The following is a 14,505-nucleotide window of genomic DNA, read 5'->3' on the forward strand; positions in this document are numbered from 1 at the left end:
ATTAACGACCTTCTATAACACCTTCCATTGAAATATATAGAGACTGCAATTCCTCGAGCATATCTGGAGCTGCATCCCAATAACCACGTTGAGCAGCTTCTAACAAAATTTCTGCAATGCGCTGTAAGGCCCAAGGGTTTACATTGCGCATCCAGTCTTGCACCACTTTGTCTAAGGCATATTTGTTAGCATACCCCTCATAAACCCAGTCAGGCACCACATCACTGGTAACATCCCAGCCAAAACTATGAGAAACCACATTAGACATATCCGATGCCCCTTTGTAGCCATGGTTCATCATGGCCTGAATGAATTTCGGATTCTGCGTTTCCCCTTGTACAACGCGACGAAACTCATCCGATAAGGACCGCATCACGACGCGGCTGCGATCTGTACTATCCCCCACATAGGCACGAGGGGCACTACCTTTTGCATTTCGCACCGCCGCAATAAGACCACCATGATAGCTATAGTAATCATCAGCACTCAAAATGTGCGTTTCCCGATTATCTTCGTTCTTAATGGTTACATCCATCGTAGTTAATCGCCGTTGGAATAGCCTCATATCCTGAGGAATGTCCTTATGCAGGTGAAAGCTACTCCACTTGCTGTAAACTTGTGCAATGTCGCTTAAGGACTCCCAGTTTTTCCCTTCAATCAGGGCACCCACACCCGTGCCATAGGCTTGTGGTGGGTCGCCAAAGATACGAAGGCGCGCCTTTTTAGTGGCTAGCATAGGATCTTCACCTTGTTCAACAAGCCAATCCACATCATCATGAATATGCTTTTTCACGTAGTTGTCTTCCAAGGACTCGTCTAATTCTGCCACCATTTCAACGGCCTTGTCGAGCCAACTAATGGCAGTAGGCATCATATCTCGAATAAGACCACTGATGCGGCCCATCACATCGATACGAGGGCGTTCTAATTCATCTAGCGGAATGACCTCGAGACCTGAAATACGACCGTTAGATTGCCATTTAGGACGAACCCCCAACAAATAGAGGAATTCACCTAAACACTGACCATGACTTCTAGAGTTGCTACTAGCCCATAAGATAATCCCTATCGTCTCGGGATAGCGCTGTTCATTTAAAATATAATCAGCCATAACTTGATCTGCAAGCTCTATACCTAATTGGTAGGCTATCTTTGTAGGCAAGGCTCTTTCATCTAAACCATAAAAGTTACGACCCGTAGGTAATACATCGACTTGACCACTCGATGGAGCTCCACCGGGGCCAGGTTCAACATAGGTTCCTTGTAACGCTTTAGAGATAGAGCTGAGCTCATTTTTGGTTTGACCTAATTTAGGTATATACTCACGAACTATGGCATCTACCAAAGGCTCTAAACTTTGAGGCGCCTTATAATCTGGTTTATGTATAATATTAGACACAAACGCTCGTAATTCCTGCCAAATTCTATCGATAATCACATTATTACGAATTCCGTCATCATTGATTTCGCCAGCATGTTGCTCTAGATACGACCAATCATACCCTAACTCAGCGGCTAGCGTATCAAGACCTGATGCAATATCCCCTTGAGGGGTCCGTATGATAGCAGTAATAAATTCTTCTAAATCTGTCCCCTCAGGGCCTTGACCCAAGATATGTAAACCATTGCGCATTTGCATATGCTTTAAGTCGCTTAGCTTTTCGTGAACTTCTGTAATTATATCGTCCACCAACATAGTAGGCCCCTTTTCTTCATCGATAAGGTGACAGGCCAGGGCCTTTTCGCGAATCACTTCGCCTATGTCTGCTACACTTTCAGGATGCTCCTGTTCAAAATGACTGTGCTCATCTAGTAAAGCTTCTAGCTCTTCAAATTCATCGTAGAGCCCCGCCGTCGTCATCGGTGGCGACAAGTGGCCCACTAAACAGGCTGAACTACGCCGTTTTGCTTGTATACCTTCCCCAATGATGGTTGTCCAGTACGGGTAAATATTTGGCAAACTAGAGATACCGATTTCAGGATAACAGCTAGCGCTGAGACCAGCCCCTTTCCCCGGTAACCATTCTAAGGAGCCATGTGTGCCTACATGAATAACCGCATCCGCTTCAAAGACATTCCGAACCCAGTGGTAGAACGCCAAGTATTGATGCGGTGGTGATAAGCAAGGATCGTGATAAATGGCGGATACATTCTCCCCAAAGCCTCGCGGCGGTTGTACCGTAATCCACAGATTACCATTTGAAAAACCTGGTATGATGACTTCATCATCGTAGACAAATACATCTCCTGGGGCCTCCCCCCAAGATGTAACCATAGCTTGTTGCGTATCTGCTGGCAGTGTTTCAAAGTATGCCTTGTAATCCTTACTGCTCAAGCGACCTTCAGCCGAAGCTAGTAACTCATCGGTAAGCATGGAGCGGTCGTTTGTCATGTGGGATGTAACAATGTCCATTAAATCTGCACTCGTATCAGGCACAGAATCTATCGTATAACCTTCCTCTTTCATCTGTTCTAATAATCGTAGCACCGACTCAGGCGTATCAAGGCCTGCTGCAGAACCAATATTAGAATTCTTAGGCGGATAGTTGTGTAAAATAATGGCTATCTTTCGCTCAGATACAGGAATATACCGCAACTTAGACCATTTAATAGCTCGCTGAACGACGGCCGCAATGCGCTCTTTCACAGGTAAATACACATAGTGACCACGCTCATCAAAGGTCTGACAAGCCACTACACCGCCTTGAATAACACCATCTAACTCAGGCTGTGATATGGATAAATTCACATCTAACGGCGTAACTCCTTGTGGATTCTCAGCCCAAGATTTCTCATCCATGTATATGGTATACCCTTGAACGATAGGTACGTCCTGTAATTTTAACTCCTCCAAGGTTTGAGCCCCTAAGGACTGGAAGGAGAATTTACAAGTGTTGATAAGCACGTCAAAGGGGAATACATCTTTCCCAAAAAGATGGTTCATGGACAATTTCATATTCGGAATGCCTACGCGAGGATTCGAACCGTATTGCCCATAAAAGATAATCGGATTGTACTGATGTTTATAAATTTCTTCAAATAAGGCCTGTTGATAATAAATATCCCCCATAATCCACTCGTCACGGTAAAAGTACACCGCGATAGACGGCCAATCAGGGTTCCCTTCGGCATCCATAAACTCATCATAGGACTCATAGATATTGCCTGCTCGCCCCATAATGGCTTGCCACGGAATTCGGTCAGGTTCTTCCCATTCAGAAATTGGTTTTGTACTGAAAGCACCGTTAATGAGTCTCACATAGTTCATGATGCCACTAGTACGACGATAACTTTCAAGACGAATCCGTTTATCCTCATCTATATTACGATACAGAATATCCGTTTTCTTAGGCTCTACCACATCGATCCAGTATTTTGGATGATGCGCATATAGCCATCGTTCAAGGCGTTCTAAGAATGGCGAGTCTAAGCCAACCCCCATGTTTGTTACGAGTACTACATCGGCAGCACGAAGGCGACTTTCAAAATCACCGTCCCAGAGAGGCGGCTTTTTCATATTGCAAATATCCACCTCGCCTTGTATCAATTCAGGGTAGGTAACAACGGCCTTTTCTATATATTGGATTTGTTTTCCTAAGTTAGAAATATACATGAGTCGACTCATGATCTACCTCCGAGACACTCGCAAAATACGATCTGCCGTAATAGTATCCATGGCATAATAACTGCCATTCATCAATTTACATAATTCCTTAGCCAATCCAAGTTTGATAAAGCCCGTTTCCGTATCGATAACGATACAATCTACAGGCAAAGTACCAAGGATACGAGCCCATTGCTTGGACTCCGCTACAGGGTCCTCAGAATCACCCGACGTAGCTCGACCATCGGTGATACATATAATCTGAATTCGTTCCGCCCGATGGGCACGTAACAATCTATCGCACAGGGTATAGGCCATCCGTAAACCGTGAGCTAACGGCGTTTTACCGCCTGTAGGCATAGAGGTTAACAATCGCTCTGCTCGCTCTACGCTGCGCGTAAAAGGCAATAACACCTCTGCCGACTCCTTGCGGAACGCAATGAGCCCTACCGAATCACGGTGGATATAGGAGTCTCGCAAGAGACTGAGAATAGCCGCTTTAGTGGCCTCCATACGATGACGCGCCGCCATAGATCCACTGGCATCTACCACGAAAAGCTGGTATGCACCAATGCGCTTTTCACGGGCTTTTCGGCGGTAATCCTGAGGTTTTATCACTATAGCTAATCCCTTACCGCCTTGATGCTTTAATTGCTGGGACTGAGTAGATAGTTTTTCTTGTTCCGTTTTAGTAGCAGCCCGCAATCGTTGGTAGGGTGCTGCTACACGCAATGTATCGACCAGCGCTAAGTCCTGTAGCGCATGTTCATCTTGGTAAGCTCGAATCATACGCCCTCTAGTGTCCTTTGTTTTGGTCATGAGGCGACGACCTGAGCCCTTGCGATACTGACGGTCTACTGTTTTAGAGGATTCTAGTTTCCATTGGAATAATTGGTTAGCTATACGGGCAACCGTATCGGGCAAACATAAAGAGGATAAGCGTTGTGAGTCGTCTCCACCTACATTCATAGCTTCGGAATCACAGGATTCCTTCTGTGTAGCATCTAAGTCGTTAGATTGATTAGAACCATGAGCTTCACTTGAATCGTCTTGCTGAGAAGATGCATCTTCTGCACTATTCATAGCAGAATGAGTGGCCCCATCATTAGCGTTTGAATCCTTAGGAGCTGCTTCATTCCCCATAGAATCATTTTGGTCCGCTTCATATTGTGCATCTTCATCAGCTTGGTCCGATGCATGTTCGGCCCTATTTTCTAGTTGATTTCTATCCGTTTTACTATTTCCATTCTCCCCTTGTGAAGGCTGTGATGTGGTTGTGTCATCACGCTTCATCCGATGAGGCAGTACATAAAGAGCGGCCCGCTCTGCATGAATGGGCTTACAGTAAGAAACCCCCTCAAGAAGAGCTAGTGATTTCATAACTTGAAGCAATATAAACTCTGCACCGTAACCTACAGTACGAGCTTGGAGTACATAGGAAATGGCTAATGAAATCATTGCATCAGGAACGGCAATAGATGAAATCCGCTTATGATCGATTAAGCTAACTACATCCTCAGGTGAGTTTGCTTTTATTGAAATTGGCGCAGTATCAGCGCAAGAAATTCCATCTCGAGTTTGTTGTAATACCGCTACCCTAGATTCCAATGAAGCTGGTTCCATAGATACGTGTACGTCTACGAGTTCCCATTCCACATCAGTTAAGGCTCTATCCTCATGGTTTATGGTCATAATCAGCAAGATGTGACGGCGTTTTGCCTCTGTTAATAAGGCATGACGCACTTCTGGGGATAGAACATGACCATCATCGATGAGCCAGCATCGCGTATTATCGTCATCTAATAGACTAGAGGACATAATCATCTTGCCTTGCTCGAGAGAGGCTTCAAAATCGATGCTTTCTTGAAGTTGTGAGCTATCTATATAAACCGGTATAACACGATAGGGAATATGCCATGTGTCGAGGCACTGACGAACCATAAAGCTTTTACCGACACCAGTCCCCCCAGAAATGACGATGCTATGTATCTGGTCGTTTACAAGGCCTATTTTGAGGGCCTCTTGTACAGATGTATCCATAGCTAGCCCTCGATTACCGCAGATACTGCTGTATCGATGCGGTCTTCGTCGTGACCTTGTTCTTCAAAAGGCAATCTCCGCATGCGATGTTTTAACGTCAATGTTGCAGCCACCTTAATATCGTCATCTATGATTTGTGAGCGACCGTGAAAGGCTGCATGAGCGCGAGCGGTGTGCATCATCGTAATATCTGGACGATGGCCATCAACGCCAACGCCGATACTAATGCTTGCTATCTTAAGCAAACTATCATCGGAGGGAATAATGGTTGGCAATAATTTGCGAGCTTGTAGCAAGCGCTCATGTAATGCTTGCTCCGATTCCTCATAAGACGCTATAAACGCTTCTGGAGCATCGCCAAATGCAAGACGTCGCTTAATCACCTCCATCCGCTGGGCTGGATCCTGTTCACCATAGACCATGACGGACAACCCAAAGCGATCTAATAGCTGAGGTCTTAGGTCCCCCTCTTCAGGGTTCATAGTTCCGACGAGGATGAAGCGTGATGGATGAGAATGGCTTACCCCTTCTCGCTCTACAGTGTTTACCCCCATAGCAGCCACATCTAGCAAAATATCTACAATATGGTCATCTAAAAGATTAACCTCATCTACATAGAGAATATTTTGATGTGCTGCGTGTAAAATCCCCGGTTCAAAAGCTTTTACACCCTCTTGCAAGGCCTTTTCTAAATTAATAGATCCTACAACGCGATCTTCCGTAGCATTTATAGGTAATTCTACTACGGTCATCGCATCAGCTCCTGTTTCCATCGAAGGTAACAGGCTTGGTAATGCACGTACAGCCGTAGACTTTGCAGTGCCCTTTTCGCCCTCAATTAACACACCGCCGATGGACGGATTGATAGCATTCAGCAAAAGGGCCAATTTCATTTCATCTTGACCAACAATAGCAGTAAATGGATATAACATAAGCCTAACCTCGCTAGGAATAGCAATACAAATATATCAAGATAAACAGGAAATTTACTGACCTATATATAGGCACCCATATATCTATTTCAGTTGAGGGTCAATTGACATCTCTCCACTAGTCTCCGTTTGTTTATAATCCTCAATATCCGTAGTTCCTTTTGGGAACACAAAGATACGTTGTTGTTTGAAATATGGATCGTCGTAAACTGCTGCAGACAAGTGGAAGGCAGCTTTTAAATTATCTGCAGTGAGCACATCTCGCGGCGTTCCTACACCAACGATGCGACCATCGCTTATCAAGACGAGCTTAGTGCAATATTTGGCAGCTAATTCTAAGTCATGAACGACGATTAAAATCGTTTTGCCTTCGTCACATAATCTGCGCCCCTCATGAAAGATATCGTCAGCATATACTAGATCGAGAGCAGCCGTCGGCTCATCTAGTAATAGGACCTCTGTTTGTTGTGCCAAAGCCTTTGCTAAGAATACCCGTTGTCGTTCACCACCACTCAAAGATTGTACGGACCGATGTCGCAAGTGATACACGCCCACCTCTTTCATAGCCTGTTCAACGATAACTTTATCTTCAGGGCCTTCTTGTTCCCACCATTTCAAATAAGGATAACGAGCGGTCATCACAATATCGATGGCTTCATAATCGAAGGAAACATTGACGGACTGCTGCATATACGCCACATGATGAGCGATTTCCTTGTCGCTCAAAGAAGCGATGCTTTTACCATCCCAGAAAATATCTCCACCAGATGTAGGATAAAGGCCACGCAATGCTTTTAACAACGTTGTTTTACCAGAGCCATTAGGGCCGATAATGCCTACGAACTCGCCCCGGTCAATAGCAAAGGATGCCTCTTTTACAATGGTTGTGTCTCCTAATGTGACAGATAGAGATTGAACATCTAGTTTCATTAGGCCCCTCCTTTACGACGCAAGCGATGAAGTAAATATAGAAAATATGGTGCCCCTAATAGAGCCGTCATGATACCTACGCGAATCTCAACTGGCTGGGCAATAACGCGACCTAATGTATCACAGAATACGAGGAATAGTGCGCCTCCAACGGCCGCCATAGGCAATAGTATTCGATGATCTGGCCCTACTAAGATACGCACAATATGTGGTACCACAAGACCTACAAAGCCAATAGAACCACTGACGCACACCGCAGTAGCAGTAACGACAGATGCCAAAAACAGGAATAACATGCGGTACACCATAACAGGCAAACCCAAGGCACGTGCCTCTGTATCGCCAAGGACAAGTACGTTGAGGTGACGACCGAGCATCATCAAAATGACACTACCCGTCATGATAGGTCCTACCGCCAATAGAACATGGTCCCATCGACGATAATCGAGGCCACCTACCATCCAGAATAAAAATTCCCGCAAGCGATATTCATTAATCATCGTCAAGATACCCGATGTAAAAGCACCGAGAAGCATACTAACAGCAACCCCTGCTAGCAACAATGTAGTCGTGTCGAGTTTGTTATTACGCCACGTTAAGAGAATCGTAATCCCAACGGATACAAAGGCCCCTACAAAGGCAAAAGCAGGCATGTAAAACATACCGAGAGATGTCACGCCAAGAGCAATGGCAATAACGGCGCCGAGAGATGCCCCTGCGGATACACCCATAATACCTGGATCCGCCAAAGGGTTTGAGAAAACGCCTTGCATAACGGCGCCAGCGATTGCCAAGGCACCGCCTACGAGCAGTCCGATGATAAGGCGTGGCATGCGGATAAACCACAGTACCGCCTCTTGTTCAGCAGAAATAGGTTCAGTAAAACTCACTGGTATGCCCATACCATTCAAAATACTTTGGACGCCCCCTCCAATAGGAATCATAATGGCCCCTACATGGAGTGCCAATAAGCTCACTATACATAGCAATACCCCAATCAGAGTGATCGCCATGATGCGTTGTGTCTGTTTAGTCATGAGAATTCCTTTCTAATTGAGGATACACAGTATACATAATGGCTAGCATCGCTTCGCCAATATGCTGATTCATAGTATATAAGTACGCTGCCGGTAAGGGCTTAACGTGATTTTCCTTGATAGCAGGTAGATTTTGAAAGGCCGGATTTTTTAAATATCGATCCGCCAAATTCTTATCCATTCCCTTATAGGAAGGAATAAAGATATAGTCTGGATTCATGGCTAACACCCGTTCCTCCCCAAAGGGTATGTGCGGTGGTAAGCCAATCCGATCAGGTGCATTATAGATACTCATATAGTGACACATATCATCAAAAAGGCTTCCTGTTCCCGTATATCCGTCCATAGATGATACAAAGAGAACCGTCTTGCGTTGCTCAATTGGAATAGATTCTGCTAGGTGCTTTATTTCATCTATTTCACGATGAATCTTCCGAATGTAAAAGCTACCCTTTTCATCTTCGCCGATAATATGAGCAATATCCATCACATTCTGAATCACTCCGTCCACCGTAGAAGGGGTAGGTACCACAACAGTGGCTATACCCATGTGCCGTAAGCCATAGATAACATCAGCCGATATATAATCTGGCGCTATAACGAGATCCGGTTTCAAGGCTATGATTTTCTCCAAAGGATACGAACTCAACACTGGTTTTACCAGCTTTGCGCGCTTTGCCTCTAGCGAATATTCCTCATAGGTAGACAATTTATTAATGCCTGCTAAACGTTCTGGTTCTATAAGTCCTAATAAAATTGTGTCGAACGCAGAAGACAGTGATAAAATCCGTTTTGGATGCTCTGGAACAGCAACTTGAACACCATCATGACTGTCAACATAACGAGTATATGGCATTACATTTGCCTCCGATTGAGGTCCACAACCCGCTATACATACACAAAGGAGTATCATCAAACATATGAAAAATCCAATTTTCTTGTTCATGATGATACTCCTTGTATAGTTCTAATTAGTGATTACATAAAGACTAGAATTTTTGAGTATAGCTGAGTTGGTAATTAAATGGTTCATCCCAGTATTCCCAGTCACCGTTGGAAATAACATTATGACGGTTTAACAAGTTACGTGCATCTAGCCGCAAGGATGAGTTTTCATTGAACTGATAGCCTACGTATGCATTCCAAGCTATAAGATTTGGGTTTGTACCGCCATCGCGGTTCTTCATCCGTTTTGTTACAAAGTTGATGCTAGTACCTGCAGTCCAGGTTGAGCTATTGTAATGGATACCCCCTGTAAATTGCAATTTAGGGTTAGCTTGTTTCCAATAGGTCTTATCGATTTCTCGTTGTTTTGGATTAGAATACGATGCACCCACAGTCATTTTTAAGTGATCTGTTAATTTACGACCATATTGGGCTTCGATACCGACATTTCTATAGCGACCACCATTTACGCGAATCGTGTTTTTACCATTGCTATCCGGCTTCCAAGAGAAGAAATTTTTAAAGTCCATATAGAAGACAGCTACTTTCCAGCTATCTTTGTTGGTAATGTGCTTGTACCCTAATTCATAGTTCCAACCTTCTTCAGGTTTCAAATTACGACCACTGACAGTGGCATAGTCTTTATTGATTTTCTTGAAAGAATCGCTGAGATTTGGCATTCTAAAGGCTTTACCAACATTCATATATATGGATGATTCCTTGTTGATACGATGTTGTAATTGGAACTGAGGAATTAATACGCGTTGATTTTTCACAGGATCTTTAATATCCGAGTAACGCAAGCCTAAAATACTAGTCCATTTAGGATTAATTTGATAGGAGTATGTACCATAAACAGCATAACTATTGCGATGTGGATTTCCATAGTATGGACCCGATGTAGTACGATATGTTTCTCGTTTGCCAAGTACACCAGCAATTAAATAATCCTTGCCATCCCGGAAGTCCCATTCATGTTGTACGTCGAAACCATATTGACGAGCAATATAGTTGCTATCATTGACTGTAAAAGCTTTAGCACTATGCTTACGACTTTTACCATACAAATCCCTATCGTTATAAAAGATAGTAGCTGTAGTATTGCCATCTTTATAAATTAAAGACGCATTATTTTTAGTGTCTTTATAAGCATAGGTTGTAGAGTGAAGCTTTTGCTTAATAGGGTTCGTTTCCGTACTCAACTGTCCAAAAGAAGAATTACCTTCAAAGCGACTAAAGTTCAAGGTCACCTTATCATTTAATTTACCGCTCATAAATACACCTAAGGAATTTCCTTTGTTACGAGCTGTATAATATTCATAGCCTCTAGCATAGGCGCCGATATCGGAGCGGATAGGGGTTTCTGGATCTTGAGCACCAAAGAAGTTACGTTCCACACCAATTAAGAAGCGAGGCGTGCCATAGTTAATTTTATAAGTTTGACGACCCATATTACCAAAACCTACCGTAGCAGAGCCCCCTTCTTTACTTGGAGTCTTAGTAATTACATTGATAACACCACTCATAGCATCAGCGCCATATAAAGCAGAGGCTGCACCTTTTAATACTTCTATACGTTCAATAGAGCTAGTCGGAATAGAACTAAGGCCGCCCTTGCCATTGAGGTTCATCGGTACTCCATTCATGAGAATCAAGGATCCCCGTTCAAGGCCACGGATATTCACACGGCTATCCATAGCCCCATATTCAAGACCGGATGCACCATAGGAAAAAGACGTAATGCCTGGTACCATATTAACTGCATCAAATGCATTTTTAGCACCGCTATTAGCTAAGTCCTTTTGAGTAATAACATCCATCGCAGCCGGCGTATCTAAATCTAAAAGAGCCATGCGATTTGCTGTTACGTTAATAGTATGGGTTTCAGATGCTCCGTTAGTTTCAGTAGACACCGCTGTAGTTGATGTATCTACAGCTGTACTCACCTCTGCTGCATATCCATTCACAGATAACCCCATCAATGCTAATCCTACTAGTAAAGAAGTACGTCGCTTACTTTGTATTTTCATAACAAATTCCTCACTTAACACACATATACGTTCACACGATTTACATAAACTACATATTTGTATTATTACATATTTATTAGGACCGTACAAAACCCATACCCCTACCGCTACTGCATTCTCGGGGGATTGTATCGTTAATACATATTAAAATTTTTGTGTATAACTTAATTCATAATTGAATGGTGCATCCCAGTATTCATAATCTCCATTGGATACCACATTATGACGATTCAAAAGATTACGTGCATCGAGGCGTAATATAGCATCTTTGTTAAAGTGATACCCAACGTAAGCATTCCAAAGAGCAATGTTAGGATTCAAGCCGCCATCACGATTGCGCAAACGTTTGGTAACAAAGTTCAAAGATGTGCCTGCATCCCAAGTAGAGCTTTTATAATGAATGCCGGTTGTAAACTGTAACTTAGGAGCCGCTTGTTTCCAATAGGTTTCATTCATTTCCTTTTGTTTTGGATTAGAATAAGAACCACTTACACTCATTTTGAGTCGATCTGATAAATGTCTACTATACTCAGCTTCAATCCCAACATTGTGGAATTTACCACCGTTTACGCGAACGGTTGGGCGACCATTTTCATCAGGTTGCCATTGGAAGAAGTTCTTGAAGTCCATATAGAACACGTCCACCTTCCAGCTATCCTTCTTATTAAGACGTTTATAACCTAATTCATAGTTCCAACCCTCTTCAGGCTTAAGATTTTTACCACTTACTGCTGTGTATTGGCGGTTCAGGCTACGGAATGAATCACTCAAGCTAGGCATCGTGTAAGCTTTCCCTATATTTAAGTACATGGAGGAATCTTTATTGATGGTGTGCAACAATTGGAACTGAGGCGTTAACACATATTGGTCCTTAATAGGATCCTAATGGCTGTATAACGCAAGCCCAAAATGGCAGTCCATTTGGGATTGATTTCACGAGAATAGCTACTGTACAACGCATAGGTATTACGATGAGGCCGTGTATACACAGGGGCCTGTGTGGCACGATAGGTTTCTTGCTTACCTGTAACACCGGCAATCAAATAATCCTTACCGCCTCTAAAGTCCCATTCATGTTGTACATCTATACCATATTGACGAGCTACATAACTGGTTTCGGTCGGCTTGAACTGTTTAGCACTATGAACACGGCTTTCACCACGCATAGTACGGTCATTATAAAACAATGTTCCCGTCGTATTATCATCTTTATAAATCAAAGATGCATTATTACGGTCATCCTTGTAATGATATGTCGTAGAATGACGAGCCTGTCTCACAGGATTTCTTTCTGTACTAATCAAACCAAAGGAGGAACGGCTTTCAGCGCGAGTATAATTTAAGGTTATCTTATCTGAAAGCTTACCGCTCATGAACACACCTAAGGAATTACCTTTATTGCGCGTAGTGTAGTAATCATAACCCTTGCGGCCTGTATAGTCATACCGCACCGGTGTAGATGGATCTTGAGTCCCCCAGTATTTTCTATCGATACCAACGAGGAATCGATCAGTACCATAAGAAATATCAAATCTCTTGGAGCCTCGATTACCTACAGCTACCGTAGCAGAACCGCCCTCTTTTGACGGCGTTTTTGTAATAATATTTATAACGCCACCTAAAGCTTCTGCGCCATATAAGGTAGAGGCCGCCCCCTTTACAACTTCGATGCGCTCAATGGCACTGGTAGGTATAGAGCCAATTCCGCTCTTACCATTTAAGTTCATAGGTACACCGTTTACAAGAACAAGTGCACCGCGATCGAGACCACGAATATTCGTACGGCTATCCATGCCACCAAAATCGGCACCGCCAGCACCATAAGAATTTATTGTTACCCCTGGTACGGTCGCCACCGCATCAAAAGCAGTGGTAGCACCAGTATTTTTTAACTCCTCAGGTGTAATTACATTCATCGCTACAGGTGTGTCCAAATCTAGAAGGGCTGTGCGATTGGCGGTTACATTGATTACATTGGACGACTCTTGATTCTAATTAGTTGTCATATCTACCGCATAACCATTTACACTCATACTAAGTAACGCCATCATTGTGGCCACATATACACGTTTATTCATTTCATTCATCATCCTATATGTTTTATTAAAACTATGTTAATTCTGTTAATTTGTAGCCTCCGAACTACAGTGGGAATTTGGTTGTAGGGGATATGAACCTTCTCATATCCCCTACATAAACTGTAATCCATTTAATTCAATTTAGGCTCATTCCAAATATAATCATTATTCAAGTTCATATCTTATATAAAAAACATCTGATTTAGGCTCACCAGTTGTATTGGTAACCCCACCTGACCTAGCTGCAAGGGCAAGGGCATCATTATCAAGAAGGCTAGAGCCGCTACTCCCCTCAATTTCAGCACTTACATAATTACCTTCGCCATCAAAATAAACCCTAATAGTGACTGTCCCTGTAATACCTCTTCGTACAGCTTGTGCTGGCATGACTTTATTGGCATCTAATCTAGCACGATACCCCGAAATATCAAAGTACCCTGAACCTTCCGTATCACTAGTCCCAGGATTGCCTCCCTGTGTACCAGGGCCGTCATTTGCTTTACCACCATTACCAATAGGTCCACCACCCGGGCCTGTTGTATCACCATCGCCGGGAACACCTACAGGATTATCTGTATTCCCATGTAGATTGATACTAGCGGCTTCATTGCCACCTAGATAAGGGTTAAGATTTTGCAAGCCCGGTGTCGGTTTTCCCGATAAATCCGGTAATACACTACCCGACTTACCGCCCGCAGCATTTTCTTTATCATCAGAGACCATTTTCTCTTGCTGTTTCTTCTCCTGCTCAGGAGGTTCCGGTTGCACCATGTCAAGATTGATGACCAAATCTTTCTTCGGCGTTTCTGGTGGTTTTATATGACCAAACCAATCGCCTACAACACCCCAATATACAAGATTTAATACCAATGCAGCTACGAAAGGAATTCCATATCGTTTGTCTACCAT

The 14,505-nt window shown here is 43.4% G+C and carries 8 protein-coding genes and 1 pseudogene; all 9 read right to left on the reverse strand.

The features are described from left to right. Position 1: 1 nt before the first annotated feature. The gene (cobN, locus tag Q0507_RS06655) at positions 2–3,625 is read right to left on the reverse strand and encodes a cobaltochelatase subunit CobN (RefSeq protein WP_298714163.1); all 3,624 of its coding nucleotides are present in this window, start codon (positions 3,623–3,625) and stop codon (positions 2–4) included. Between the two features lie 3 nt (positions 3,626–3,628). Next, complete coding sequence (locus tag Q0507_RS06660) at positions 3,629–5,644, reverse strand: VWA domain-containing protein (RefSeq protein ID WP_298714166.1); 2,016 nt, start codon at positions 5,642–5,644, stop codon at positions 3,629–3,631. A 2-nt stretch (positions 5,645–5,646) separates the two neighbouring features. Then, the gene (locus tag Q0507_RS06665; RefSeq protein ID WP_298714169.1) at positions 5,647–6,576 is read right to left on the reverse strand and encodes an ATP-binding protein; all 930 of its coding nucleotides are present in this window, start codon (positions 6,574–6,576) and stop codon (positions 5,647–5,649) included. 84 nt (positions 6,577–6,660) lie between these two features. Then, positions 6,661–7,506, reverse strand: coding sequence for an ABC transporter ATP-binding protein (locus Q0507_RS06670; protein ID WP_298714172.1), 846 nt, complete (start codon positions 7,504–7,506; stop codon positions 6,661–6,663). After that, on the reverse strand, positions 7,506–8,543 hold the full coding sequence (locus Q0507_RS06675) for an iron ABC transporter permease (protein WP_298714175.1): 1,038 nt from the start codon (positions 8,541–8,543) through the stop codon (positions 7,506–7,508). The genes Q0507_RS06670 and Q0507_RS06675 overlap by 1 nt, the downstream gene beginning before the upstream one ends. Continuing rightward, positions 8,536–9,489, reverse strand: a complete 954-nt coding sequence (locus Q0507_RS06680; RefSeq protein ID WP_298714177.1) for an ABC transporter substrate-binding protein — start codon at positions 9,487–9,489, stop codon at positions 8,536–8,538. The genes Q0507_RS06675 and Q0507_RS06680 overlap by 8 nt, the downstream gene beginning before the upstream one ends. A gap of 43 nt (positions 9,490–9,532) precedes the next feature. Beyond that, positions 9,533–11,518, reverse strand: coding sequence for a TonB-dependent siderophore receptor (locus Q0507_RS06685; protein ID WP_298714180.1), 1,986 nt, complete (start codon positions 11,516–11,518; stop codon positions 9,533–9,535). Positions 11,519–11,662: 144 nt separating this feature from the next. Continuing rightward, a pseudogene (locus tag Q0507_RS06690) lies at positions 11,663–13,608 on the reverse strand (TonB-dependent receptor). 153 nt (positions 13,609–13,761) lie between these two features. After that, the coding region (locus tag Q0507_RS06695) for an energy transducer TonB (protein WP_298714184.1) at positions 13,762–14,505 on the reverse strand (744 nt) is incomplete at its 5' end.

The organism is uncultured Veillonella sp. (genome assembly GCF_938010505.1).
Taxonomy (GTDB): domain Bacteria; phylum Bacillota; class Negativicutes; order Veillonellales; family Veillonellaceae; genus Veillonella.

Bases quoted from the DNA above. Each gene is read 5' to 3' on its own strand.
- Q0507_RS06665 (WP_298714169.1), bottom strand. From the start codon at position 6,576: ATGTTATATCCATTTACTGCTATTGTTGGTCAAGATGAAATGAAATTG.
- Q0507_RS06685 (WP_298714180.1), bottom strand. From the start codon at position 11,518: ATGAAAATACAAAGTAAGCGACGTACTTCTTTACTAGTAGGATTAGCA.
- Q0507_RS06670 (WP_298714172.1), bottom strand. From the start codon at position 7,506: ATGAAACTAGATGTTCAATCTCTATCTGTCACATTAGGAGACACAACC.
- Q0507_RS06660 (WP_298714166.1), bottom strand. From the start codon at position 5,644: ATGGATACATCTGTACAAGAGGCCCTCAAAATAGGCCTTGTAAACGAC.
- Q0507_RS06680 (WP_298714177.1), bottom strand. From the start codon at position 9,489: ATGAACAAGAAAATTGGATTTTTCATATGTTTGATGATACTCCTTTGT.
- Q0507_RS06675 (WP_298714175.1), bottom strand. From the start codon at position 8,543: ATGACTAAACAGACACAACGCATCATGGCGATCACTCTGATTGGGGTA.
- cobN (WP_298714163.1), bottom strand. From the start codon at position 3,625: ATGAGTCGACTCATGTATATTTCTAACTTAGGAAAACAAATCCAATAT.